This window comes from Ensifer sp. 38_S197, from assembly GCF_056924495.1.
Genome location: NZ_JBXOVZ010000002.1, coordinates 1923686 through 1948327, shown reverse-complemented (window position 1 = coordinate 1948327; position 24642 = coordinate 1923686). Strand labels below are relative to the sequence as shown.

The window sequence follows — 24642 nt, the reverse complement described above, 5'->3', positions numbered from 1 at the left end:
GCCGTTCAACGGGGCTCAGGTAACTTGAGCGGCCCACCCGTCTTGATCGACCGGATCGCGAAGTTCGAGCGTATGTCGGTCACGCCCGGCAAGGCCAGCAAAGTCTCGGTCAGGAGCTTCTCGTAAGCCGGGAGATCCTCGACGACGACCTCGGCGAGGAAGTCGGCATTGCCCGAGATCAGGAAGCAGGAAACCACCTCGGGAATGGCAAGCAGCGCCTCCTGCTGCAATTGAGCGTTTTCGCGGCTGTGGCGCCCGACCTTGATCTCCACGAAGACCGTGAGCCCGAGGCCGGCCTCCTTGCGGTCAATATCGGCCCGATAGCCACGCAGAATGCCGGATTTTTCCAGATTGCGGATGCGCCGCAGGCAAGGCGACGGCGAAAGATTGACCTTGTCGGCGATCTCGACGTTCGTCGCACGCGCATCCTCCTGAAGGATCTTGAGGATGGCGAGATCGAACTTATCAAGATTTGGCATGATCGAAAACTTCTGAGGTTATTATTGGCATATTGTTACCGACAGTAATCTATTTCGGGCATAAATCGCAAGGACATGCCCTGCCTCCAGGGCGTAATCTTCCTTCCAGATCCAAAAGCCCCTCAGATATCCAAATCGGGAAGGAAATTCAAATGGTTGCGCTCGCACTCGATCGCGGCAATACGACGCCTGTCGCCGCCGGCTATGCCGGTGCCCTGGTAACCGTCCTCATCTGGGCGAGCTGGATTCTCGCGACACGCCATTCGGCCGGGACCGCGCTTGGCACGATCGACCTCGGCCTGATCCGCTACGGCATCCCCGCACTTCTCCTCGCACCGGTCTGGCTGAAGACCGGACTCTTGCCGCGCAAGCTGCCGATCCTGCTTCTGGCAATGATGGTCGCGGGCTCCGGCGCCGTCTTCTTCCAGGTCTGCGCCTTCGCGATCCATTCGGTTCCCGCCTCCTCAGTCGGCATTCTTCTCGGCGGCTCGATGCCGCTTGCCACCGCCCTGATCGGCATCACGATCTTTGGTGAGCGGCCGGACCGGATGCGGATGGTCGGCTTCGCCGCGATCGTCGCCGGCGTCGCCATCCTGTTGACGCGCAGCCTTGCCGTCTCGGCCCCCACAAGCTGGATCGGCTACGCCCTGCTTCCGGCGGCGGCGACGCTCTGGGCGATTTACACCCACGCCTTCCGACGTTCGGGGCTCAGCCCACTGCAGGGAAGCGCCTTGATTGCCGTCTGGTCCTTCCTGATCCACCTGGGGCTTGCCGCCTGTTTCGGAAGCACGCTTGCCGACGTTCCGGTCAAGGAGATCGCCTTGCAGATCACCAGCCAGGGCATTCTGTCCGGCCTCGTCGCCATGGTCGCCTATGGTTTTGCGGTGAAGAGCCTCGGCGGCACGCAGGCTGCCGCCTTTACCGCGCTGACCCCGGTGCTCGCGATGATCGGCGGCGCCGTCCTGCTCGGCGAACAGATCGGTCCGTTCGAGATTCTGGCTGCGATCGCTACGGCTGCCGGCGTGGCGCTTTCAACCGGCATTCTTTCGGCCCGCAGTTGAGCCGGAAAGCCTCCCTGTACAACAAAGGCCTCGGCGCTTTTCCGCGCCGAGGCCTTCTCTTTTGTTGATATCGCTCGGGCTCAGCCGTGGATGATCTCCCGATGCTTCTGCAGGCGATGGCCATAGGCCTGGCTGACACGATCGAAGATGATGGCGATGCCGACGATGGCGAGGCCGTTGAAGATGCCGAGCGTGAAATACTGGTTGGCAATCGCCTTCAGCACCGGCTGGCCAAGCCCCTGAACGCCAATCATCGAGGCAATGACCACCATGGCGAGCGCCATCATGATCGTCTGGTTGATGCCCGCCATGATCGTCGGCAAGGCCAGCGGCATCTGCACGTTCTTGAGCTTCTGCCAACCGGAGGAGCCGAAGGCATCGGCTGCCTCCAGCACGTCCTTGTCGACCAAGCGAATACCGAGATTCGTCAGGCGGATCATCGGCGGGATGGCATAGATCACCACGGCAATCAGTCCCGGAACCTTGCCTATGCCGAGCAGCATGACGACGGGGATCAGATATACGAAACTCGGCATGGTCTGCATCACGTCGAGGATCGGGTTGACGATGTTCTGGAACCGGTCCGAACGGGACATGACAATGCCGATCGGAATGCCGATCGCGATCGACAGCACGGTACAGACGAAGATCATCGAGATCGTCTTCATCGTGTCGTCCCACATGTCGAAGTAGCCAATCAGCAGGAGCGTGCCGGCGCAGCCGGCGACGATCTTCCAATTGCGGCTCGCCACCCAGGCGACCAGCGCGATCAGCACCAGGATGATCGGCCAGGGCGTCTTCGTCATGAAGCGCTCCGATTGGATGAGGAAAAACTGCAGCGGCTCGAAGAAGCCTTCGATGGCATCGCCATAGGTGCGCGTGAAGGTCCGGAATCCCCCGTCGATAGCCTTCTTCAACGCCCGCAGGCTTTCGTCGTCCATATGCGGAAACTGGGTAAACCAGTCCATTCCAATTCCCCTTCACGTCTCGCCGGCCGCGATTGTTGTTTTGCTGTTGCCGGGGGTCAAACAAAGAGGCGGCGCAAGGATCGCGCCGCCCATGGCTTCAATCGCTCCAATCAGAGCGAGGCTTTGATCTTTTCGGCAACCTCCGGCGAGACCCACTGGGTCCAGATGTCCGGGCTTTCCTGGAGGAAGTGCTTGGCGCCTTCTTCGCCGCTGGCCTGATTGTCGGTCATCCAGGCCATCAGCTTGTTGACCGTATCGTTGGTCCAGGCACGCTTGTTGAGGTAGTCCATGGCCGGGCCGGCGCGATCGGCGAAAGCCTTGGTCACCAGCGTCTGGACCTTGTCCTTCGGCCAGTCGTTCTTCTTCGGATCCGGGCAGTCGGCAACGGTGTTGCAACGCTTCCATTCGGCCGCATCGCCCGGAACGCCATGCGCGAGCTTCACCATCTCGTATTTGCCGAGAAGTGCCGTCGGCGCCCAATAGTAGCCGACCCAGCCCTGCTTGCGCTCATAGGCCTTGGCGATCGAGCCATCGAGGCCGGCGGCCGATCCGGTGTCGACAAGCGTGAAGCCTGCGGCTTCAGCGCCATAGGCCTTATAGAGCTGCGTCGTCACCACCGTTCCGCCCCAGCCCTGCGGACCGTTGAAGATAGCGCCCTTGCTGGCGTCTTCCGGATCCGGGAACAGGTCCTTGTGCTTCAGCACGTCGTCGATCGTCTTGATATCGGGGTTGGCGTCAACAATGTATTTCGGGACCCACCAGCCCTGAACGGCGCCATCGGAAAGCGCGACGGCGGCACCAACGAGCTTGCCTTCCTTGAGGCCGCGATTGACGACATCCGGCAGCAGGTCGACCCAGCCTTCAGGCGCGACGTCGGGCTCACCCTTTTCGATCATCGAGGTAATCGTCGGCACCGTGTCGCCAACAACCAGGTCGGCGTTGCAGCCGTAGCCTTCCGTCAGGATGATCTTGTCGACGTTCGCCAGAACCTCGGCGCTCTGCCAGTTCATGTTGGCGATCGTCACGTCGCCGCACTCGGCGGCAGAGGCCGTACCAGCGAGGCCAAGGAGGCCCGCAGCCAGGCAGGTCGTTGCAAGAAGCTTCTTCATTTCCGTTCCCTTGTTTTGGCGGCGCATCCCATCGCACTGCCGATCTCACCGCGGGGATCGACAGCGTCACAAGGCTCGGTCCAACTCGAAACAACAGGGACCGAAAGCCTGCAGATTCGTCGGCGTCGAGCCGATGACACCATGAAAGCTAACGGGGTTTTCCGGCAAGGACTTTTCCATTTGCGTCAACGAGTGCCTTTCCCAATCCTTGAACAACTCTGAGGCGCGAGTCAGGACGATTAGCTGCGCTGGACGAAGGCATGAAATGAAAAAGCGCCGTGGCCATTGCCATCGGCGCCTTTTCCGAACGTCGGCTCGGTCGCAAATTGCGACCTTCTCTCGAACGTTACATGTTCGGATAGACCGGGCCTTCGCCGCCCTGCGGCGGCACCCAGTTGATGTTCTGGTTCGGATCCTTGATGTCGCAGGTCTTGCAGTGCACGCAGTTCTGCGCGTTGATGACGAAGGTCGGCTTGCCGTCCTTCTCCACCCATTCGTAAACCCCGGCCGGACAGTAGCGCGTCGACGGGCCGGCATAGATGTCGTACTCGGAGCGCTTCTGCAGCTCCATGTCCTTGACCTGCAGGTGGATCGGCTGATCTTCCTCGTGATTGGTGTTCGACAGGAACACCGAGGACAGCCGGTCGAAGGTCAGAACCCCATCGGGCTTCGGATAGTCGATCTTCTGGTGCTGCGACGCCGGCTCGAGCGACTGCGCATCGGTCTTGCCGTGCTTCAGCGTGCCGAACAGGGAAAGGCCGAAGAACTGGTTGGTCCACATGTCCAAGCCGCCGAGTGCCACGCCGATCGCCGTGCCGAACTTCGACCACAGCGGCTTGACGTTCCGGACCCGCTTCAGGTCCTGGCCGATGGCGCTGTCGCGCCAGCCGCGCTCAATCTCGATCGGCTCGTCATTGGCGCGACCGTTGGCGATGGCCGCCGCCAGCTTCTCGGCCGCGAGGATGCCCGACAGGACGGCATTGTGGCTGCCCTTGATGCGCGGCACATTGACGAAGCCGGCCGAACAGCCGATCAGCGCGCCGCCCGGGAAGGACAGCTTCGGCACCGATTGGTAGCCGCCCTCGGTGATCGCACGGGCGCCATAGGAGAGCCGCTTGCCGCCCTCGAAGGTGCCGCGGATCGCCGGATGGGTCTTGAAGCGCTGGAACTCCTCGAACGGGAAGAGATAGGGGTTCTTGTAGTTGAGGTGCACGACGAAGCCGACGGCCACCAGATTGTCTTCGAGATGATAGAGGAACGAACCGCCGCCGGTCTTCATGCCAAGCGGCCAGCCGAAGGAGTGCTGCACCAGTCCGGGCCGGTGGTTCTCCGGCTTGACCTGCCAGAGCTCCTTCAGCCCGATGCCGAATTTTTGGACGTCGCGACCTTCATCGAGCTTGAACTTGGCGATCAGCTGCTTGGCGAGCGAACCGCGCACGCCCTCGCCGATCAGCGTGTATTTGCCCAAGAGCGCCATGCCGCGGGCGAAGTTCGGTCCCGGCTCGCCGTTGCGCTCGATGCCCATGTCGCCGGTGGCGACACCAATGACCGCGCCTTCGTCGTTGTAGAGCACTTCGGTCGCGGCAAAGCCCGGATAGATCTCGACGCCGAGTTCCTCCGCCTTGGTGGCCAGCCAACGACAGACGAGCCCAAGCGATACGATGTAGTTGCCGTGATTGTTCATCAGCGGCGGCATCAGGAAATTCGGCAGGCGGACCGAGCCCGCCGGGCCCAGGAACAGGAAGTGGTCGTCCTTGACTTCGGTCTTGAACGGATGATCGGCGTCCTCGCGCCAATCCGGCAGCAGCCGGTCGATGCCGATCGGATCGACGACCGCACCCGACAGAATGTGCGCGCCGACCTCGGCGCCCTTCTCGAGCACGACGACCGAAAGCTCCGGATTGACCTGCTTCAGCCGGATCGCCGCCGCAAGACCGGCCGGCCCCGCGCCGACGATCACGACGTCGAACTCCATGCTCTCGCGCTCGGGCAGATCTTGCTCGGTCATACGGTCTCTCCAGTCTCACCGGTCTTCTGCCGGTTCAGTTCCCAGGATATATCATGTCGTCATGGCAAATGCAGTTTGGCTTGTCGAGCCGAGATGCGACAGACGATGCCCGCTTTTGCGCATGAGGTCATGAGTTTAGGGCAAATGTCTATATGACGTGCACGTAAACGTAAATACATCATTTTGTCGCGTGCCGACGCTATGAGCCATTCGGCCTTGCTTTTGCCGAAGAGCCATGCCACGAGGCCGCCACATCCTTCCGGCGGTTCGCGCCGGCCTATCCCATTCGCAAACGGCACTCGAGAAGGCGCCCCCCTGGCGCCCGGACGGCGTGCCTTTTGTTGCCTTCGGTGCCGGCCGCCTGACATGCGGAAATGGCCCGACAAAATTTCATGTTGCGTTGCGCGCCACCGGCTTGCTCCGGGCGGCGCAGCGACGCCAGACGCAAGGAGACCACCATATGGCCAAGGCACTGGGCTTCGACTTCGGCACCACCAATTCCGTGCTTGCGGTTGCCGCCGGCGACACCACCCACTCGATGCGGTTCGACAGTCTTGCCGGCACGACCGACGCCATGCGCACCGCACTTTCCTTCATGAAGGATACCAATCTTGGCGCCCAGGCGCTGAAGGTCGAGGCCGGCCAGGCGGCGATCCGCGCCTTCATCGACAATCCGGGCGACTGTCGTTTCCTGCAGTCGATCAAGACCTTTGCCGCAAGCCCCCTCTTCCAGGGCACGCAGGTCTTTGCCAAGCGTCACAGCTTCGAGGACCTGATGCGGGTGTTCCTGACCAAGCTGCGCGACTATGCCGGCGACGGCTGGACGGATCGGTATAGCCGCATCGTCGTCGGCCGCCCGGTGCACTTCGCCGGCTCCAGCCCCGATCCGGCGCTCGCCCTGGAACGTTACGGCGCGGCACTTTCCGCCTTCGGGTTTCCGGAGGTGCACTATGTCTACGAACCGGTGGCGGCCGCTTTCTACTTCGCCCAGAACCTGAAGCAGGATGCCACGGTCCTCGTCGCCGATTTCGGCGGCGGTACGACCGACTATTCGCTGATCCGATTCGAGACCAGGGCCGGCCGCCTGACGGCGACGCCCATCGGCCATTCGGGCGTGGGTGTCGCCGGAGACCATTTCGACTTCCGCATCATCGACAACGTCGTCTCGCCGCTCATCGGAAAGGGGAGTCTCTTCAAGAGCTTCGACAAGCTGCTTGAAGTGCCGTCGAATTATTATGCGAATTTCGGTCGCTGGAATCAGCTTTCGATCTTCAAGACATTGAAAGATTTCACCGATCTGAAGCAGCTGGTGCGCCAGAGCCTGGAGCCGGAAAAGCTCGAAGCCTTCGTCGATCTGATCGAGCATGACGAAGGCTACCCGCTCTATCAGGCGATCTCGGCGACGAAGATGCGGCTGTCGCAGGAAGACGAGACCGAGTTCTATTTCGCCCCGCTCGGCGAAATGTCGCGCCGAACGGTCCGCCGCAGCGATTTCGAGGGCTGGATTGCGCCGGAACTCGCCCGCATCGAAGGCGCACTCGACGACGTGCTGCAGTCGACCGCGACGGCGCCCGAGTCGATCGACAAGGTGTTTTTGACCGGCGGCACGTCTTTCGTTCCGGCCGTGCGCGGCATCTTCGAGCGGCGTTTCGACGCCGACCGCATCGAAAGCGGTGGCGAACTGCTGTCGATCGCCCACGGCCTTGCGCTGATCGGCGAGCACGAGGACATCGCCCACTGGACGGCGAATGCGGCTTGAGCCGGACGTCATCGATGACCTTGGATAGGGATGGCGAGAGCCGGAAAAGCGGTTCCGGTCCGGCGGCTTATGGGTTAGGTTGGCGGCCATGATTTCCGCCCACGACCTCTCTTCGGCTGAGCTTGCCGCCCTCCTCGCCTTCCATGCGGATGCGGGCGTCGAATGGCTGCTGGAAGAGGAGCCGATCGACCGCTTCGCCGAGTTCGAGGCCATGAAGGCGGCGCGCGGCAACGCGCGAGCCCCGGCAGCCAGCAGCCGTGCGGAGACACCCGCCGCGCAACCCGCGGCGCGCCAGACAGCCGCGGCTGCCCCGGCGCAACCTCGAGAAAGCCGCGCACCGGCTCCGGCCGCCAGCGCCCCTGCCGTTGCCATTCCCGATGCGCAGGCGATCGAAGAGGCGCGCTTTGCCGCCGAATCGGCGCGATCGCTCGCCGAGCTCAAGGTTGCGATGGATGGCTTTGCCGGCTGCAATCTCAGGAACAGCGCCCGCAATCTCGTCTTTGCCGAGGGCGACCCGGCAAGCGGCATCATGGTCGTCGGTCCGATGCCCTATGCCGACGACGATCGCGACGGCCAGCCCTTCGCCGGGCGCCTCGGCGAGATGCTGACCCGCATGCTCGCCGGCATCGGCCTCGCTCGCGAAAGCGTGCTGCTGAGCAATGTCGTGCCCTGGCGCCCGCCGGGCAACCGCGTGCCGACGGCGCGCGAAGCCGATATCTGCCGCCCCTTCATCGAACGGCAGATCGCCCTTGCCGAGCCCAGGCATCTGCTCCTGCTCGGCAATTTCACCGCCCGCTTCTTCTTCGGCGGCAACGATACGATCCATCAGCTTCGCGGCGAATGGCGAGAGCTTCCGATCGGCGGCATCACGGTGCCGACCCTTGCGACCCTGCACCCGCAGGATCTGGTGACCGCGCCGGTCAACAAGCGCTTCGCCTGGCAGGACCTGCTTGCCTTCAAGGCCCGGATTCACGGTTGATTCGCACCGAAACACCTTGCCGCATACGGCGCCAAGCCGCTGGCCGGCTTTATGAACAAAGAATGAAGAAAGCCATGCGGTTTGCGCATATCAGCGGCGCAGTATGACGCATTGCAAAACGCGATGTTGCGGTGCAATATGATGATACGGGAGGAATGGAATTAAGGAATTGAACCATGACTGCCCGCTTTCGTCCGATCCACAGCAGCTTTGAGACGCTCCGTCACACCGGTGCCGCTCAACGGACGCCGTTTAACCGTTTCGGCACGGCAGCCAACGAGCAGATGACCGCGATCGGCCTTGCCCGGACCACTCGTCCGGCGCAGATTTTCGCCGATTTCATCCAGCGCTGATCCCCACGCGATACGCTTGACCGCGTATCGCGTGCACAAGTCGGCATAACTGGCCGGCGACGATGAAAGGAACGAAACCATGACCAAGCCCATCGCGAGCCTCAAGGTCCTGTTCGATTCGATCTCCGACATTGGCACTGCCGTGCGCGCCTCGCGCGAATACACCCTTCTCAGCACCAAGAAGGATGCACGCCGCGCCCATCGCGTGGCCGTAAGCCCGTTGCTGCCGAACTAGAGCGCCGTGCGTTCAGACGAACGCGCCAAGGTCGCTCTAGCACTTTGTTTCTAGAGTATCTTTCCGCTTCAAGCGATTCCACATGAAATGCAGTATGCTCTCGTTGCTGCCGGCAAAGAGGCGTACCGCCTTTTTGCCATCGCCTGTCGCAATCGACGGCGCTTGAAAAACTGGATAGAGCCACACTCGTCCCGACCTACTGCATGCTCGTCCTTAAACCGACCTCGATTTAAGGACGAGCATGCAGCAAATCAAAGTGCTACAGCGACCTTTGCGCGTTTGATAATACGCGCGGCGCTGTAGGAGTGTCAGGCTCATCCGGCCCCTGCCAGACCGTTCCTCGCTCCACCTGCGCTTTGCTCGTCATCGGTTTCGATGGCGAAGTGCCACATTTTCAGGAGCGCCGATGCTGGCCAGCCTCGCTTCCGTCTTCAGCCTGATGATATCGACCATGCTCATGATGGTCGCCTTCGGCCTCCAGAGCTATGTCATCCCGGTGCGCTCCGTCGCTGAGAACTGGTCGACGCTGACGGTCTCGGTGATCGCCACCGGCTATACGGTCGGCTTTACGCTCTCCTGCGTCGTCACCCCGAAATTCGTGCTGCGGGTCGGTCACGTACGCGTTTTCACCGCGCTGATCACGCTGCTGTCGATCGCAATCCTGCTCTGCGGCCTCGTCGTCGACTGGCACGCCTGGATCCTGTTTCGGGCGATCGCCGGCTTCGCGATCTCGGGCAGCTATCTCGTGATCGAGAGCTGGCTCAATGAACGCGTCACCAACGAAAACCGCGGTCTGCTGTTTTCGCTCTACCTGATCACCACGATGGTCGGCACCATTGGCGGCCAATACATGGTGCCACTCGGCGACCCGACCAATACGTCGCTCTTCATGCTCTGCAGCGTGCTGTTCTCCCTGGCGCTGCTGCCGACGGCACTCTCCTCCTCGCCCATGCCGGCACCACCGGCGCAGGCGAAGTTCGATATCCCTGCGCTTTTCCGCCGTTCTCCGGTCGCTGTCGTCGGCGGTTTTCTTGCCGGCGCACTATCCGGCGCGTGGCTCAATCTCGGCGGCGTCTTCACGCAGAAGATCGGTCTTTCCACCGCCGAGGGTGCGACGCTGCTCGCCTCGCTCCTGACCGGCAGCGCGATCTCGCAGATCCCGATCGGCCGCCTCTCCGACAAGGTCGACCGGCGTATCGTCATGGTCGGCTGCGGCGTGGTCGGCGTCGCTTCCTGTCTGCTGATGTCGGCTGCGATCGGCAGCCAGCCGGCGGTCCTCTACGTCATCGCCGCGCTCGTCGGCTCGGTGCTGTTTCCGATCTACGCGCTGAATGTCGCGCATGCGAACGACCTCGCCAAGCCGAACGAATATGTCGAGACGTCTTCCGGCCTGATGATCACCTACGGCCTCGGCACGATCTCCGGCCCGCTGATGGTCGGCCCGGTCATGGACCGCTTTGGCCCGGCGGCGCTGTTCCTCGTTCTCGCCGTCTATTTCGCCCTTTATGGTGGCTATGCCGCCTGGCGTATCCTCCAGCGCGAACAGCACCAGGGCCTCGTTGCCAAGACCGATTTCCAGGCAACGAGCGTGATGCCCACGCCCGGACCCGACGTGACGAGCCCTGTCGCCCAGCAGATGGCGCAGGAACCGCTGATCGACGACGACACGGTTCCGGCCTGGGAGAAGCCGCGCTCGTAAGGGCCACCGACATGAACGCGCGCTTCGTCCTCAGCCTTGCGGCGTCATGTGCTTGCGGGCGCCCCGGCGCTCAAGGCCGAGCCGATGTTCGCGGAAGATGATGAAGATGCCGGCCCCGACGACGATGGCGGTGCCGATCAGCATGGTGGCCGTCGGAACATCGTCGAACAGGAAATAGCCGATGATCAGGCCGAGCACGATCGAGGTATATTCGAACGGCGCGATCGTCGACATGTCGGCATGGCGATAGCTCTCGGTCAGAAGGATCTGCGCCACACCGCCGCAGAAGCCGGCGACCATCAAGAGCAGAAAGGCTTCGCGCGAGATCGATGGCCAGCCGAAGGGCAGCGTCGCCAGTGAGAAGACCGAGGCCGACAGCGAAAAATAGAGCACGATCGTATGGGTGCGCTCGTTCTTGACGAGTTTGCGCACCAGCACCATCGCCACCGCGCCGAGGGCTGCCGAAATCAACACCGATGCGGCACCCAGCGCCTCCAGCGAACCGAAGCCGCCTTCACGGAAAAGGGTCAGCCGCGGCCAGGTGATGATCATCACGCCGACCAGCCCGATGACCACCGCCGACCAGCGGTAAAGTCGCACGGTCTCACCGAGAAAAAGCGCAGCGAAGGCAACGGCGATCAGCGGCATGGCGTAGCCGATGGCGATGGCTTCGGGCAGCGGCAGGTGCACGAGTCCATAGAAGCCGAAGCTCATCGCGAGAATGCCGACGAAGCCGCGCGCGATATGGCCGGTGAAATCCGCAGTCTTGAAGGCATCGCGCAACTGTCCGCGGAAGGCGAGATAACCGAGGATCGGCACCATGGCGAAGGCCGAGCGGTAAAAGGTGATCTGGCCGGTGGCGATCTCGCTTCCGGCCGCCTTGATCAGCGTCGACATGCAAACGAAAATGACGACGGAAAGGACCTTCAACAGGATCCCCTTCATCGGGCTTTCGGCTTCCGCATCCATTGAGGGCACTTTTCGAACAGCCTCCGCCGGCCAGAGCAGACACGAGGGCTGGTTTGGAGATTTTTCAGCGGAGAACCCCGCCGCAGGACTCCTGCACCTTAGCGACGCTCGGCAAGAAAGTCGGATCAAACTTCGTGATGAATGGCGTTTTTTCTTGATCGATTGACGTTTGGCAAAACGACGTCAGACCTTTTTTAGCCGCGGCGAAAAAAACCTTTCCAATTCATGTCTTGTTAGTCCCACTTCGATACACGTCAATCTGATAAGGGAGCGGGAAGACCATCGGAAACCATGCCTTTTCTGTCGAAAGTGCGGTCGCCGGCATCACAATCGTGTGGCATTATCCGACTTTTCGCCCCTTGGCCTTTTCACCATCACAGGCGCCCACTACAAATTCTCCAGTAGAACGGCGCAAGCGGGACTGACCATGCGGACAAATACTGGCCAGATCATTCATCTGGAAGACTATCGGCCGACCGACTTCGTTCTGGAGAGAGTGGATCTGACCTTCGAGCTCGACCCGAAGGAAACCAAGGTCGAAGCCCGATTGATCTTCCATCGTCGCGAAGGCGTCGACGCGTCGGCGCCTCTGCTGCTCGATGGCGACGAACTGAAGATGACCGGCCTGCTGCTGGACCAGGAAGAGCTCGCGACCTCCCTCTACGACGTTACCGACGATACGCTGACCATCCGCGGCCTGCCGGAAGCCGCCCCCTTCGAAATCACCATCACCACGCTGCTTTCGCCTGAGACGAACACGCAACTGATGGGGCTTTACCGCACCAACGGCGTCTACAGCACCCAGTGCGAGGCCGAAGGCTTCCGCCGCATCACCTATTTTCCCGATCGTCCCGACGTGCTTGCCGTCTACACGGTCAACATCATCGCCGACAAGGCGTCCGCTCCCCTCCTGCTGTCGAATGGCAATTATCTCGGCGGCGCCGACATGGGCGATGGCCGTCATTTCGCCGCCTGGTTCGATCCGCATCCGAAGCCGAGCTACCTCTTCGCCCTCGTCGCCGGTGATCTCGGCGTCGTCGAAGACAGGTTCACGACGATGTCCGGCCGCGAAGTCGCGCTGAAGATCTACGTCGAACACGGCAAGGAACCGCGCGCCTCCTACGCCATGGACGCGCTCAAGCGCTCGATGAAGTGGGATGAAGACGCCTTCGGCCGTGAATATGACCTCGACATCTTCATGATCGTCGCCGTCTCCGACTTCAACATGGGGGCGATGGAGAACAAGGGTCTCAACATCTTCAACGATAAATACGTGCTCGCCGACCCGGAAACGGCGACCGATGCGGACTATGCCAATATCGAGGCGATCATCGCGCACGAATACTTCCACAACTGGACCGGCAATCGCATCACCTGCCGTGACTGGTTCCAGCTCTGCCTGAAAGAAGGTCTGACGGTCTACCGCGACCACGAATTCTCTGCCGACATGCGCTCGCGCGCAGTCAAGAGAATTGCGGAAGTGCGGCACCTGAAGTCGGAGCAGTTCCCGGAGGATGCCGGCCCTCTCGCCCATCCGGTGCGACCGACGAAATACCGCGAAATCAACAACTTCTATACGACGACCGTCTACGAAAAGGGATCGGAAGTCACCCGCATGATCGCGACGATCCTCGGCCGCGATCTGTTCAAGAAGGGCATGGACCTCTATTTCGACCGGCATGACGGCCAGGCCGTGACGATCGAGGATTTCGTCGCCTGCTTCGAAGCGGCAAGTGGTCGCGACCTTCGCCAGTTCGCGCTCTGGTACCATCAGGCGGGAACACCGCTGGTCACCGCTTCGGGTGCCTATGACGCGGCCAAGCAGACTTTCACCCTGTCGCTCGAGCAGATCGTTCCGGCGACACCCGGACAGGGCGCCAAGGAAGCGATGCACATTCCGCTCAAGATGGGCCTGCTGCTCGAAGGCGGCAGCGAAGCCGACCTTTCCGCGGTCTCCGGCGCCGACATGACCGGCGACGTCCTGCATCTCACGGAGCGCAAGCAGACGGTCGTCTTCTCCGGCATTCCGTCACGCCCGGTGCCATCGTTCAACCGCGGTTTTTCTGCGCCGATCAACCTGCACATCGAGCAGAGCGCCGAGGATCTTGCGCTGATCGCGCATCACGAGAGCGACCTCTTCGCCCGCTGGCAGGCGCTCAACGCCATCGCACTCAGCAATCTGGTCGAGGCGACGGCGAATGTTCGCGCCGGAAAGCCGGCCACCTGCGACAAGGCGCTCATCGACGGCCTGATCCGCGCTGCCGCGGATGAAACGCTGGAGCCCGCTTTCCGCTCCCAGGCCCTGGCACTGCCGAGCGAATCCGACATCGCGCGCGAGATCGGCACCAACAACGATCCGGACGCAATCCACGCCGCACGTCAGCAAATCCTGACGGCCGTTGCCGCTGCCGGGCGCGAGACGTTCCTCAAGCTCGCCGACGACCTCGTCTCCACGGCCGCTTTCAGTCCGGACGCCGCAAGCGCCGGGCGCCGGGCGCTGCGCAACAGCGCCCTCACCTACCTCGTCCAGGGCGACGAAGGGCCGGAGCGCGCCGCCGAGGCCTTTTCCACCGCCAACAACATGACCGATCTCAGCCATGCGCTGGCGCTGCTTGCGCACCGCTTTCCGGATGCAGCCGAGACCGCGGAAGCGCTTGCGACCTTCCGCGAGCGTTTTGCCGACAACGCGCTGGTCATCGACAAGTGGTTCGCCGTTCAGGCGACGATCCCCGGTGCCGGAACACTCGATCGCGTCAAGGCGCTGATGGCTGAGCCGCTGTTCAATGGCAACAACCCGAACCGCGTGCGCTCGCTGGTGGGCACCTATGCCTTCGCCAACCCGACCGGCTTCAACCGCGCCGACGGCGAGGGCTACCGCTTTCTCGCGCACCAGATCCTCGACATCGACCCGCGCAACCCGCAGCTTGCGGCGCGTATCCTGACCTCGATGCGCTCCTGGCGCTCGCTCGAGGACAAGCGCGCTGGTCATGCCCGCAAGGCGCTGAAGGAGATTGCCGGAGCGCCGAAGCTTTCGGCCGATGTCGGCGATATCGTGGAGCGCATGCTCAAGGCCTGAAGCCTACTGCATGTTTCCTTAAATCGTCGCCGATTAAAGGACAAAAACATGCAGTACTTCCAAAGTGCTACAGCAACCTTTGCGCGTCTCATAAGACGCGCGGTGCTGTAGAACCCATTGATTTTTTCAGGGCCGGGCCGCGCAAGCGGCCCGGCCTATTATTTCCCAACGATAAGAAATGGTTAAGAAATCTTTACCAGCGCCTCTGGACAAGGCGAATCGCCCTGTGATTCATTGAGTCAGATTCGGGCGAGCGGCGCGCCGAATCATCAGAGGGTTTTGAGAATTGGGAAAGATGGCGGACGCGCGACAGGCGAGCGCAGCCGACGGGCGGTTGCGACTCAAGTTTCCGGGGCTTGCCGGCCGCCTGGAGCAAGAGTTTATCTCGCATGCGAAGATCTTTGCCGGACCGACCTCGCGGCGACTGGCAAGCGCAGAGCCGATTCTCAAGCGTTCCATCCCGATCCTGATCATCGCATTCCTGATCATCGTGGCGGTCTCGCGCATGTCCAGCATCATGGACGAGCATGCCCGCATGGAAGAAAGTTCGCGCCAGACGGTCGGCCTTGCGGCGGCAACCGCCATTGCGGCCTTCCAGACGGACGGCGCTGTCCTTTTTGACGAGAGTCGCCGCTCGGACGTGGAGCAGCGCTTCAGCCATTATCTGCCTACCGGCATGCTCGATCCCGGCACGTTCATCCTTGCGGTCCGCAAGGATGGCCGGATCTTCGCCGGCACCCAGGAGGGCGAGCCGCTCATCGGTCGGACGCTCGCGGCCGTCGCGCCCGACATCGCGACACTGCAGTATTTCGGCGAGCACTCCAGTGTCATGAAGACGCCGATCGTCGGCGTCGATCATATCGTGGCACTGGCGCAATTGCCTGACGCGGCCGGAGTGGTTCTGGCCGCAACGCCGGTGACGCAACTCGAAACCACCTGGCGCGATGAAGTCTCGCTCAACGTGACGCTCTTTGCCGGCATCTCCGCCATCCTGCTGATGGTGCTCTATGCCTATTACATCCAGGCCAAGCGGGCTCGCGACGCGGACTCGGTCTTTGCCGAATCCAACCTGCGCGTCGAGACGGCGCTGTCGCGCGGCCGCTGCGGCCTTTGGGATTTCGACCTCGCCAACCGTCGGCTGTTCTGGTCGCGCTCGATGTACGAAATGCTCGGCATGCCCGGAGAAAACAGCGTGCTCTCCTTCGGTGATGCCGCGCGGCTGATGCATCCTGATGATCGCGGCATCTATGGCGTGGCGCGGACGATAGCGCGTGGCGACGCGCGCCAGATCGACCAGGTTTTCCGCATGCGACATGCGGACGGCCACTATGTGTGGTTGCGCGCCCGCGCGGAAATCATCCGTACCGTTTCCGGGCGGGCGCATCTGATCGGCATCGCCATGGACGTGACCGAGCAGCACCGGCTTGCCCAACGTTACGCCGAGGCAGACCAACGGCTCGCCGACGCGATCGAATGTACGTCGGAGGCCTTCGTCCTCTGGGACAAGCATGACCGCCTCGTCATGTGCAACACCCACTTCCAGGAGGCCTACAAGCTTCCCGACCACGTGCTCGTTCCGGGCACCGAGCGCGTCGCCGTCCAGATGGCCGCGGCACGGCCGGTGGTCGAACGGCGCATCGCCGACCCCGATCGCAGCAACCAGTCGCAGACGAGCGAGGTCCAGCTTGCCGACGAACGCTGGCTGCAGATCAACGAGCGACGCACGCGCGACGGAGGCCTCGTCTCGGTCGGCACCGACATCACCCTCTTGAAGCGGCATCAGGTGCGCCTGCGCGAATCCGAACGGCGGCTGATGGCGACGATCGGCGATCTTTCGGCGTCGCGCATGACGCTGGAGCGGCAGAAGACCGAACTGTCGATCGCCAACGCCAACTACCAGGCGGAAAAGGAACGCGCCGAGGCGGCCAACCGAGCCAAGTCGGAATTCCTGGCGAACATGTCGCACGAACTGCGCACGCCGCTCAACGCCATCCTCGGCTTCTCGGAAATCCTGCAGAACCAGATGTTCGGGCCGCTCGGCTCGGAGAAATACAACGAATATTCGCGCGACATTCACGAGAGCGGCAAGCATCTCCTCAACGTCATCAACGACATTCTCGATATGTCGAAGATCGAGGCCGGGCACATGCGCATCAGCCGCGAGACGATCGATCTGGCGCCGCTGATCGAAGAGACGCTGCGCTTCACCACCATGCCGGCCGAACAGAAGAACATCCATGTGGTGCAGCAGATCTCTTCGGGTCTCACTATGATTGCCGACCGCCGCGCCATGAAGCAGATATTGCTCAACCTGCTTTCGAATGCGGTGAAGTTCACTAATGAGGGCGGGCGCATTTCGCTTCGTGCCCGCAAGGTGACCGGCGCCGTGACGCTGACGATCGCCGATTCCGGTATCGGCATACCGCGCGACGCGCTTCAGAAGATCGGCCAGCCCTTTGAGCAGGTGCAGAGCCAATATGCCAAGAGCAAGGGCGGCTCGGGCCTCGGGCTGGCGATTTCGCGCTCGCTCACCCGCTTGCACGGCGGCAGCATGAAGATTCACTCGACGGAAAACGTCGGTACGATCATCTCGGTCAGAATCCCTGACCGGGCCTGAGGCACTCCATCACGCCGAAACGACCGATTGGAAGACGCGCCGCGCGGACTTCGACAGCCGGCGGATATCTCCCTCCAGTGTCTTCAGGTCGGGATAGTCCCCTGCCCGGCAGACGAGATCGATCAGCCCGGCCGGCGCTTCCTTCGGGTCGAACTCCCCCTCGATGCACAGCCGCACGATCTGCGACAACTCGGTAAAGAGGTGCAGCGCCTCCAGGGCAACATCGAGATCGTTGGAGTTCATCAAGGAGTCGCCGAGCAGCTTCAGCGCATCGGCCGTATTCGTGCCTGATGTCAGCGGCTGAATGCCCTTCGCGGGCGCGACGAGCGCCAGGTACTGGCTGATGAACTCGATATCGACCAGACCGCCCGGGATCAGCTTGAAATCCCAGATGTCGCTCGGCGGCTTCTCGCTGTCGATCATCTCGCGCATGGAGATCACGTCGGCGCTGACCTTGGCGACGTCTCGCTTGCGGCCCAGAATTTCGGCGAAGATCGCATTGGCCTCGGCGATCAGCTTCTCGTCGCCACAGATGCAGCGCGCCCGGGTCAGGGCCAGATGCTCCCAGGTCCAGGCCTCTTCGCGCTGATACTTGGCGAAGGCGTTGATCCTCGTCGCAACCGGCCCCTTGTTGCCGGACGGACGAAGCCGCATGTCGACTTCGTAGAGAATGCCTTCGGCCGTCGGCGCGGAAAGTGCGGCGATCAGGCGCTGCGTTACCCGCGTGAAATAGCGGGTCGGATCAAGCGGCTTGGTGCCATCGGATTCGGTTGCCGCCTCGTCGTAATCATAGAGCAGGATCAGGTCGACGTCCGAGCCCGCAGTCAACTCGTGACTTCCGAGTTTACCCATGCCGACAACAGCTATGCGGCCGCCGGGGAAATCGCCGTGCACCGAGCGAACTTCGTCCTGCACCGCCTTTACCGCCGCGGCGATGATCAAATCGGCGAGATCGGTAAAGGCGCGGCCGGCCTGGGCGCCGGAGATGGCGCCGGTCAGGAGCCGGATCCCGATCAGGAAGCGCTGTTCGGCGGCGATGATGCGCAGACGATCGAGCACTTCCTCATAGTGTCGCGCACCGCCGACGAAATTGGCAATGCGCGGCGCGAGGTAGTCCCTGGTCGGCAGTTCGGCGAGCAGGCCCGGATCGAGCATACCGTCAAAGACATGCGGGCGCGCGGCAATGATTTCGGCAAGCCGCGGCGCCGACGACATGACGTTGACGATCAACGAGAGCAGGCCCGGATTGTTGCCGAGCAACGAAAAGAGCTGGATGCCCGCCGGCAGGCCGGAAATGAAATTGTCGAAGCGCAACAACGCTTCGTCGGCCCGGCGGCTCTCGCCGAAGACGCGCAGAAGCTCCGGCGTCAGCTCTGTCAGGCGCTCGCGCGCTTCGACTGATTGCGTCGCACGGTAACGGCCGTAGTGCCAGGTGCGGATCGTATGGGAAATGTCCGACGGCCGCTGGAAGCCGAGCTTCCTCAGCGTCTCCAGCGTATCCGGGTCGTCGCGCTGGCCGGTGAAGACGAGATTGCCGGTCTCGGTCGAGAGCTTCGCCTCCTGCTCGAAGAGCTGGGCGTAGCGGCGCTCGACCGTCTTCAACACGCGTGACAGCGCCTTCGAGAAGGCGGCCGTATCTTCGAAGCCAAGCATATAGGCGATGCGCTTCAGCTCCGCTTCGGTCTCGGGCAGGAGATGGGTCTGTTCGTCGCGTACCATCTGGATCCGGTGCTCGACATCGCGCAGGAACCAATAGGCCTCGACGAGTTCATCGGCCGTCTCCTCGTCGATCCAACCGGCCTTGACCAATGCGCGCAGCATCGGCTCCGTTGCGCGCTGGCGCAACTCTGGCATGCGGCCGCCGGCGATCAACTGCTGCGTCTGCACGAAGAATTCGATCTCGCGGATGCCGCCGCGGCCGAGCTTGATGTTGTGTCCCTTGACCGCGATTTCGCCATGCCCCTTGTGCGCATGGATCTGGCGCTTGATCGAATGAATGTCGGCGATCGCCGCGTAGTCGAGATATTTGCGGAAGACGAAGGGCACCAATTCCCGAAGGAACCGCTCGCCGGCTTCGATATCGCCGGCGACCGGCCGCGCCTTGATGAAGGCGGCCCGTTCCCAGTTCTGCCCCCTGCCCTCGTAATAGAGCATCGCCGCCTCGACCGGAATCGCGAGCGGCGTCGAGCCCGGGTCGGGGCGTAGCCGCAGGTCGGTGCGGAAGACATAGCCGTCGCCGCTGCGCTCCTGCAGGATGCGGATCAGGCGGCGCAGCAGCCGGCCGAAGGTCTCCGAGGCATCGTCGCGGTCGACGATGATGCCGGATTGCGGATCGTAAAAGACGACGAGATCGATATCCGAGGAATAGTTGAGCTCGAAGGCGCCGAGCTTGCCCATCCCAAGCACGACGACGCCGGAACCGATGCTGGGGTTGGCGACGTCCTTGACGACGAGCTTGCCGCCCTCGTGCGCACTCAGCAGCAAGTGATCGATCGTTGCGGAGACGGCAGCGCCAGCAAAATCGCTAAGCCAGCGCGTGGTCTCGCGGCCGTCGAAATGCCGGGAGAGATCGGCGAGCGCCACGGCGAAGGCGAGCTCGCGCTTGGCCCGCCTCAGCCGCGCCATGATCTCCGTGTCCGGCAGGGCCGCGCCGCCTTCGTTGGGCTTCCAGGCATCGCGGGCGCGGCGCACCCGTTCGGTCAGGAAGGCCGTCAGATCGGTGGAAAGGAGTTCTTCGAGAATGGCCGGGCGGCTGTCGCCCGTGTCGCGCAGGAAGGGTGACAGCGCGAAGGCTGCGACCACGAAGGTCTTGAACGGGCCGTCGGAAGCAAGCAGGCTTGCGATCCTGTCATGGCCCTTCGCCATGTCCTTCAGCACGGAGAGCGCCGCCTTGGCATCGGCCTGGCTCGCCGGACGGATCGGCGCTGTCTCGATCTCCCAGCACTGCTGCACCTGTTCCTGCATGCCCTCTCCCCTTGCCTACAGCCTGCACATCCCACGCAGCGGCAAGCCGTGCTCGTCTCCTGTTCTCAAGGAACCGGTCTATCAGTTTGTCGCCGCGGGGAAAACCATCTGCACCGTCAGGCCCTTGCCACCATCCCCCACCGCCGGATCGGTATCGGCGAGACGCAGCGAGCCGTGATGCATCTCCATGACCGCCTCGACCAAAGACAGTCCGAGACCCGTGCCCGGCTTGGACCGGCTCTCGTCCAGGCGAACGAAGCGCTTCACCACCTCGTCATGCATTGCAGTAGGTATGCCGGGGCCGTGATCGGCGACGGACAAGAGCACATGCCCTTCGCGCCTTGCCAGCGAGACCCTGATAAGCGGATTGTCGGCTCCATCGGCATATTTGATCGCGTTGTCGATAAGGTTGCCGAGCGCCTGGCTGACCAGTTCCCGGTTGCCGGTGATCGCGATGTTCTTGATGACCTCGGCTTCGAGCTTCAAGCCGACATCCTCCGCCACGGGCTCGTAGAGCTCGACGCAATCGGAAACGATCTCGGAAAGGTCGATCTCGCTCATCTCGGCGGCGGACGAGCCGGCCTCGACTCGCGAGATCATCAGGAGCGCATTGAAGGTCCGGATCAACTGGTCGGACTCACCGATAATCTCCTCGAGCGCGCCGCGCTGGCTCGTTCCCTTGCGGGCGAGCGCTGCTTCGGCCTTGTTGCGCAGCCGCGTCAGCGGCGTCTTCAGATCGTGGGCGATGTTGTCGGAGACCTGGCGCAGACCTTCGTTCAGCTTCTCGATACGACCGAGCATCGCGTTCAGCGATTCCGACAGCCGGTCGAACTCATCGCCGGAACCGCTCATCGGCAAGCGCTGCGAGAGATCGCCGGCCATGATCTTGGTGCTCGCCTCCGACATGCGGTCGATGCGCTTCAGGGCGTTGCGGCCAATGCCGAACCAGATGACGAGTGCGCCAAGCCCCATGACGCCGAGCGCCACCATCAGTGCCTGACGCACCAGGGCGCGAAACTTCTGCGGCTCCTGAAGGTCACGGCCGACGAGAATGCGCAGGCCATTGTCGAGCACCAGCACATGGGCGAGCGCCACATGGCTGTCCTTCTTCGTCTCGTCCGTATAGCGCTGATAGGCAAAGGGGCGTTCGGTCCAGCCCTCGCTGTCGAGCAGCCCGGGCTCGAGGCTCGCGACGTTACCCGCGAGAATTTCGCCGCTCGGCCCAGCGATCACATAGAGATTGGCGCCCGGCTGACGCGCGCGCCGTTCGAGCGAGCGCAATAGGCCATTCATGCCGGCACGCGTGTAGACCTGCTCGATCTGCGTCACCTCAGCGGTGATGGCGTCACGGGTCTGCTGCTGCAGCAACCGCTCCGACATGCCGGTGACATAGAAGACCAGAAAGGCTGCACAGAGCGAAAAGAGAATGAGATAAAGGGCGGAAAGCCGAACCGCGGTCGTTCTGAAGAGAACGCGAAGCTTGCTCATGCGGAGGCCCGGTCATCCTTGATCATGTAGCCGGCGCCGCGCACGGTGCGCAGCAGCGGCACGTCAAAGTCCTTCTCGATCTTCGAACGCAGCCGCGACACATGCACGTCGATGACGTTGGTCTGCGGGTCGAAGTGATAGTCCCAGACGTTTTCAAGCAACATGGTACGGGTGACGACCTGGCCGGCATTCTTCATGAGATATTCGAGCAAGCGGAACTCGCGCGGCTGCAGCGGGATCTCCTTGCCCTGTCGGCGCACCGAATGCGACAGGCGGTCGAGTTCGAGATCGCCGACGCGGTAGACCATATCCTGTTCCGGCGTGCCCTTGCGGCGGCCGAGCACCTCGACACGCGCCAGCAGTTCGTTGAAGGCATAGGGTTTCGGCAAATAGTCGTCGCCGCCGGCACGAAGGCCCGTGACACGGTCGTCGACCTGCCCGAGCGCGGAGAGGATCAAGACCGGCGTGTGGATGTCCTTGCGCCTGAGTTCAGTGATGACGGACAGGCCGTCGCGGCGCGGCAGCATGCGATCGACCACCAGAACGTCGTAGCTGTTCTCGCTGGCCATGAAGAGACCGCTCTCGCCGTCGCTGGCGTGGTCGGAAACGATACCCGCCTCACGGAAGGCCTTCGCCAGATAGGCTGCCGCCTCGAGATCGTCTTCAATGATAAGAATCTTCATACGCGCGACCATAGTCCCGGACCCCTGTCTGTCTCAACCGGTTTCGGCTTTCCGACAACCGGATTGGCGAGTGCCCTCGATCACGATGATATTGGCCGGATCGACCCAAACTCATGGTGATCGATTCTCGTCGGTGAAAGCGGGATGCGAGCGGAATACCGCACACACATTTGTACTTCCCGCTCGAAACGGCGAGCGCCGCGAAATCACTTGGAAATCGCGGCGCTCCGGTCATTCATTTGACTGCCGCGATCAGCCCTGATCGATCGGGAGGGCCACGAAGCGGCTGCCGTTTTCGGCCTCGATCTGGAAGAGCGCCTTGCTACGGCCGTCCTTCTTGGCAGCGTTGATGACCTTCAGGATATCGTCCGCGGACTTCACTTCCTGATTGTTGACGGAGACAATCTTCTCGCCCGTCTTCAGGCCACGATCGCTGGCATCGGAGTCCTCATCGACCGAAGCGATGGTGACGCCCTTGCCGTCGTCGGACGGGACGACGGTGACGCCAAGGTTAGCCAGCGCCTGCTCGCTCGAAGGCTGCGTTTCTTCGGACTGGCTGTCCTGGCTCTTGGCGGCCTCCTTGTCATCCTTCGGCAGCGTGCCGATCTCCAGCTTGACGCTTTCGGACTTGCCGTTGCGCCAGAGGCTCAGGTCAACGGTCGTGCCCGGGCGGATGGCAGCAACCTTGCGAGCGAGGTCGCGCGGATCCTTGATCGTGTCGCCGTTCAGCGCGGTCACCACGTCGCCCTTCTTGATGCCGGCCTTTTCACCCGGCGAACCGGCCTGCGGTTCGACGACCAGCGCGCCGCTTGCTTCCGCGAGGCCGAGCGATTCAGCGATGTCCTTGGTGACGGGCTGGATCTGTACGCCCAGCCAGCCGCGGGAAACCGAACCGTCCTTGATCAGGTCGGTAACCACATCCCTGGCAACGGCCGCGGGGATCGCAAAAGCGATGCCGACATTGCCGCCCGACGGCGAGAAGATCGCGGTGTTGATGCCGACCACTTCGCCGGAGAGGTTGAAGGTCGGACCACCCGAGTTGCCGCGGTTCACGGCAGCGTCGACCTGCAGGTAATCGTCATAGGGGCCGGAGCCGATATCACGGCCACGGGCGGAGATGATGCCCGAGGTCACGGTTCCGCCGAGACCGAACGGGTTACCGACAGCAACCACCCAGTCACCGACGCGGACCTTGCTGTCGTCGGCCCAGCCGACATAGGTGAACTTGCGCTTGTCATCGACCTTGAGCACGGCGAGATCGGTGCGGCTGTCCTTGCCGATCAGCTTAGCATCGAGTTCGGTGCCGTCGTTGAGGATGACGGTGAAGGCCGCGCCGTCGGAAACGACGTGGTTGTTGGTGACGAGGTAGCCGTCTTCGGAGATGAAGAAGCCCGAGCCCTGGGACGTCGGACGCAGGCGACCTTCGCCATGCGGGCCACGGCGACCCGGGCCGCCGCGCTCGCTATGGTCATCGCCGCGCGGGCCGAATTCCTTGAAGAAGCGCTTCAGCGGGTGATCGTCCGGCAGTTCGTCGAAGCCACGGCCGCCGAAGCCAAAGGTGAAGTCGCTGCCATCTTCGGTAACCGGATTGACGCGCGACTGGACGCGAACCGAAACGACGGCGGGCGAGACCGCGTCGACGACATTGGCGAAGCTCGGCACCGACGGCGCTTCCACCTTGACCGCTTCCGCAAAGGACTGGGAAACGCGCGCCGGCAGACCGGAGGTCAACATGACGGCGGCAAGGCCGGCAACCGTCGAGGCCTTCAGAACGGTCTTGAGGGAGGGACGCAGGGATTTGGTCGTATTCATCCGTTTTGCCTTTTCTCTTCCTTGATGCCGTCAAAGACGGCACCGAAACCTGGTTGCGATGCCCGCCCCGAGGAGGGGCAGATCCCGTTTGGCTGACTGCAGCGCCACGCGTCTTTGACGCGTAAAGTTCGCTGCAGCGTCCTGATGCCAGAGCATCTTGTCCGCTTTCCGTGAACCACCCGAAAGCAGGATGCCCTGGAGGAACAGCCGATGACGAAAGATGTAACGGATGGGACCTTACTGAGTTCTGTCCAGAAGATGAATTTTTGGTAATGTTGCGGGAAGCGATGATAAGGGCATGGATTGCCGACCGACGAGCGACAACACGCGCCGTCACCTTTGGTCCCCGTCGCGGACAATCTTCAGCGATTTCAAAACATTAT

Annotated in this window: 17 protein-coding genes; 8 read left to right on the top strand and 9 right to left on the bottom strand. The window is 62.5% G+C overall.

Annotation, left to right across the window (positions count from 1 at the left end; genetic code table 11):
- Positions 1-5 precede the first annotated feature (5 nt).
- The gene (locus tag AC1Z3V_RS22520) at positions 6-479 is read right to left on the bottom strand and encodes an Lrp/AsnC family transcriptional regulator (RefSeq protein WP_429808172.1); all 474 of its coding nucleotides are present in this window, start codon (positions 477-479) and stop codon (positions 6-8) included.
- 152 nt (positions 480-631) lie between these two features.
- On the opposite strand from AC1Z3V_RS22520, the gene AC1Z3V_RS22515 reads away from it, so the two are divergent.
- Positions 632-1540 (top strand): DMT family transporter, encoded by a 909-nt coding sequence (locus AC1Z3V_RS22515; RefSeq protein WP_483501817.1) that lies wholly within the window; start codon positions 632-634, stop codon positions 1538-1540.
- An 80-nt stretch (positions 1541-1620) separates the two neighbouring features.
- Here the strand turns inward: AC1Z3V_RS22515 and AC1Z3V_RS22510 are convergent, their stop codons facing one another.
- The 3 genes from AC1Z3V_RS22510 to AC1Z3V_RS22500 all read right to left on the bottom strand — a co-directional run bounded on the left by AC1Z3V_RS22510 (position 1621) and on the right by AC1Z3V_RS22500 (position 5625).
- A complete protein-coding gene (locus AC1Z3V_RS22510) occupies positions 1621-2508 on the bottom strand; it encodes an ABC transporter permease (RefSeq protein WP_483501816.1) in 888 nt (295 codons plus the stop codon).
- Between the two features lie 110 nt (positions 2509-2618).
- Positions 2619-3617 (bottom strand): ABC transporter substrate-binding protein, encoded by a 999-nt coding sequence (locus AC1Z3V_RS22505; protein ID WP_483501814.1) that lies wholly within the window; start codon positions 3615-3617, stop codon positions 2619-2621.
- A gap of 346 nt (positions 3618-3963) precedes the next feature.
- The gene (locus tag AC1Z3V_RS22500) at positions 3964-5625 is read right to left on the bottom strand and encodes an electron transfer flavoprotein-ubiquinone oxidoreductase (protein WP_483501813.1); all 1662 of its coding nucleotides are present in this window, start codon (positions 5623-5625) and stop codon (positions 3964-3966) included.
- Between the two features lie 460 nt (positions 5626-6085).
- On the opposite strand from AC1Z3V_RS22500, the gene AC1Z3V_RS22495 reads away from it, so the two are divergent.
- The 5 genes from AC1Z3V_RS22495 to AC1Z3V_RS22475 all read left to right on the top strand — a co-directional run bounded on the left by AC1Z3V_RS22495 (position 6086) and on the right by AC1Z3V_RS22475 (position 10650).
- Positions 6086-7384 carry an Hsp70 family protein gene (locus AC1Z3V_RS22495; RefSeq protein ID WP_483501812.1) on the top strand — a complete coding sequence of 433 codons (1299 nt, stop codon included), beginning with the start codon at positions 6086-6088 and terminating at the stop codon, positions 7382-7384.
- An 88-nt stretch (positions 7385-7472) separates the two neighbouring features.
- On the top strand, positions 7473-8363 hold the full coding sequence (locus AC1Z3V_RS22490; protein ID WP_483501810.1) for a uracil-DNA glycosylase: 891 nt from the start codon (positions 7473-7475) through the stop codon (positions 8361-8363).
- A gap of 176 nt (positions 8364-8539) precedes the next feature.
- Positions 8540-8716, top strand: coding sequence for a hypothetical protein (locus tag AC1Z3V_RS22485; RefSeq protein WP_156134297.1), 177 nt, complete (start codon positions 8540-8542; stop codon positions 8714-8716).
- A gap of 79 nt (positions 8717-8795) precedes the next feature.
- The gene (locus tag AC1Z3V_RS22480) at positions 8796-8951 is read left to right on the top strand and encodes a hypothetical protein (protein WP_429808155.1); all 156 of its coding nucleotides are present in this window, start codon (positions 8796-8798) and stop codon (positions 8949-8951) included.
- A gap of 406 nt (positions 8952-9357) precedes the next feature.
- On the top strand, positions 9358-10650 hold the full coding sequence (locus AC1Z3V_RS22475; protein ID WP_483501809.1) for an MFS transporter: 1293 nt from the start codon (positions 9358-9360) through the stop codon (positions 10648-10650).
- A gap of 30 nt (positions 10651-10680) precedes the next feature.
- On the opposite strand, the gene AC1Z3V_RS22470 is transcribed toward AC1Z3V_RS22475, so the two are convergent.
- A complete protein-coding gene (locus AC1Z3V_RS22470; RefSeq protein ID WP_483501807.1) occupies positions 10681-11619 on the bottom strand; it encodes a DMT family transporter in 939 nt (312 codons plus the stop codon).
- Between the two features lie 427 nt (positions 11620-12046).
- On the opposite strand from AC1Z3V_RS22470, the gene pepN reads away from it, so the two are divergent.
- Both pepN and AC1Z3V_RS22460 read left to right on the top strand, forming a co-directional pair.
- Positions 12047-14695 (top strand): aminopeptidase N, encoded by a 2649-nt coding sequence (pepN, locus tag AC1Z3V_RS22465; protein ID WP_483501805.1) that lies wholly within the window; start codon positions 12047-12049, stop codon positions 14693-14695.
- Between the two features lie 286 nt (positions 14696-14981).
- On the top strand, positions 14982-17312 hold the full coding sequence (locus AC1Z3V_RS22460) for a PAS domain-containing sensor histidine kinase (protein ID WP_483501803.1): 2331 nt from the start codon (positions 14982-14984) through the stop codon (positions 17310-17312).
- A 9-nt stretch (positions 17313-17321) separates the two neighbouring features.
- Here the strand turns inward: AC1Z3V_RS22460 and AC1Z3V_RS22455 are convergent, their stop codons facing one another.
- The 4 genes from AC1Z3V_RS22455 to AC1Z3V_RS22440 form a co-directional block, all read right to left on the bottom strand.
- Entirely contained in the window at positions 17322-20276 is a 2955-nt protein-coding gene (locus tag AC1Z3V_RS22455; RefSeq protein WP_483501801.1) for a bifunctional [glutamine synthetase] adenylyltransferase/[glutamine synthetase]-adenylyl-L-tyrosine phosphorylase, read from the bottom strand.
- An 81-nt stretch (positions 20277-20357) separates the two neighbouring features.
- Positions 20358-21764 carry a sensor histidine kinase gene (locus AC1Z3V_RS22450; RefSeq protein ID WP_483501800.1) on the bottom strand — a complete coding sequence of 469 codons (1407 nt, stop codon included), beginning with the start codon at positions 21762-21764 and terminating at the stop codon, positions 20358-20360.
- Complete coding sequence (locus AC1Z3V_RS22445; protein ID WP_429808134.1) at positions 21761-22459, bottom strand: response regulator transcription factor; 699 nt, start codon at positions 22457-22459, stop codon at positions 21761-21763. The genes AC1Z3V_RS22450 and AC1Z3V_RS22445 overlap by 4 nt, the downstream gene beginning before the upstream one ends.
- 240 nt (positions 22460-22699) lie before the next feature.
- Complete coding sequence (locus tag AC1Z3V_RS22440) at positions 22700-24259, bottom strand: Do family serine endopeptidase (RefSeq protein WP_483501797.1); 1560 nt, start codon at positions 24257-24259, stop codon at positions 22700-22702.
- Positions 24260-24642: the final 383 nt, after the last annotated feature.

What these genes read in the sequence shown, in the direction of transcription:
- AC1Z3V_RS22520 (WP_429808172.1), bottom strand. Translation starts at nt 479, where the DNA reads ATGCCAAATCTTGATAAGTTCGATCTCGCCATCCTCAAGATCCTTCAG.
- AC1Z3V_RS22515 (WP_483501817.1), top strand. Translation starts at nt 632, where the DNA reads ATGGTTGCGCTCGCACTCGATCGCGGCAATACGACGCCTGTCGCCGCC.
- AC1Z3V_RS22510 (WP_483501816.1), bottom strand. Translation starts at nt 2,508, where the DNA reads ATGGACTGGTTTACCCAGTTTCCGCATATGGACGACGAAAGCCTGCGG.
- AC1Z3V_RS22505 (WP_483501814.1), bottom strand. Translation starts at nt 3,617, where the DNA reads ATGAAGAAGCTTCTTGCAACGACCTGCCTGGCTGCGGGCCTCCTTGGC.
- AC1Z3V_RS22500 (WP_483501813.1), bottom strand. Translation starts at nt 5,625, where the DNA reads ATGACCGAGCAAGATCTGCCCGAGCGCGAGAGCATGGAGTTCGACGTC.
- AC1Z3V_RS22495 (WP_483501812.1), top strand. Translation starts at nt 6,086, where the DNA reads ATGGCCAAGGCACTGGGCTTCGACTTCGGCACCACCAATTCCGTGCTT.
- AC1Z3V_RS22490 (WP_483501810.1), top strand. Translation starts at nt 7,473, where the DNA reads ATGATTTCCGCCCACGACCTCTCTTCGGCTGAGCTTGCCGCCCTCCTC.
- AC1Z3V_RS22485 (WP_156134297.1), top strand. Translation starts at nt 8,540, where the DNA reads ATGACTGCCCGCTTTCGTCCGATCCACAGCAGCTTTGAGACGCTCCGT.
- AC1Z3V_RS22480 (WP_429808155.1), top strand. Translation starts at nt 8,796, where the DNA reads ATGACCAAGCCCATCGCGAGCCTCAAGGTCCTGTTCGATTCGATCTCC.
- AC1Z3V_RS22475 (WP_483501809.1), top strand. Translation starts at nt 9,358, where the DNA reads ATGCTGGCCAGCCTCGCTTCCGTCTTCAGCCTGATGATATCGACCATG.
- AC1Z3V_RS22470 (WP_483501807.1), bottom strand. Translation starts at nt 11,619, where the DNA reads ATGGATGCGGAAGCCGAAAGCCCGATGAAGGGGATCCTGTTGAAGGTC.
- pepN (WP_483501805.1), top strand. Translation starts at nt 12,047, where the DNA reads ATGCGGACAAATACTGGCCAGATCATTCATCTGGAAGACTATCGGCCG.
- AC1Z3V_RS22455 (WP_483501801.1), bottom strand. Translation starts at nt 20,276, where the DNA reads ATGCAGGAACAGGTGCAGCAGTGCTGGGAGATCGAGACAGCGCCGATC.
- AC1Z3V_RS22450 (WP_483501800.1), bottom strand. Translation starts at nt 21,764, where the DNA reads ATGAGCAAGCTTCGCGTTCTCTTCAGAACGACCGCGGTTCGGCTTTCC.
- AC1Z3V_RS22445 (WP_429808134.1), bottom strand. Translation starts at nt 22,459, where the DNA reads ATGGTCGCGCGTATGAAGATTCTTATCATTGAAGACGATCTCGAGGCG.
- AC1Z3V_RS22440 (WP_483501797.1), bottom strand. Translation starts at nt 24,259, where the DNA reads ATGAATACGACCAAATCCCTGCGTCCCTCCCTCAAGACCGTTCTGAAG.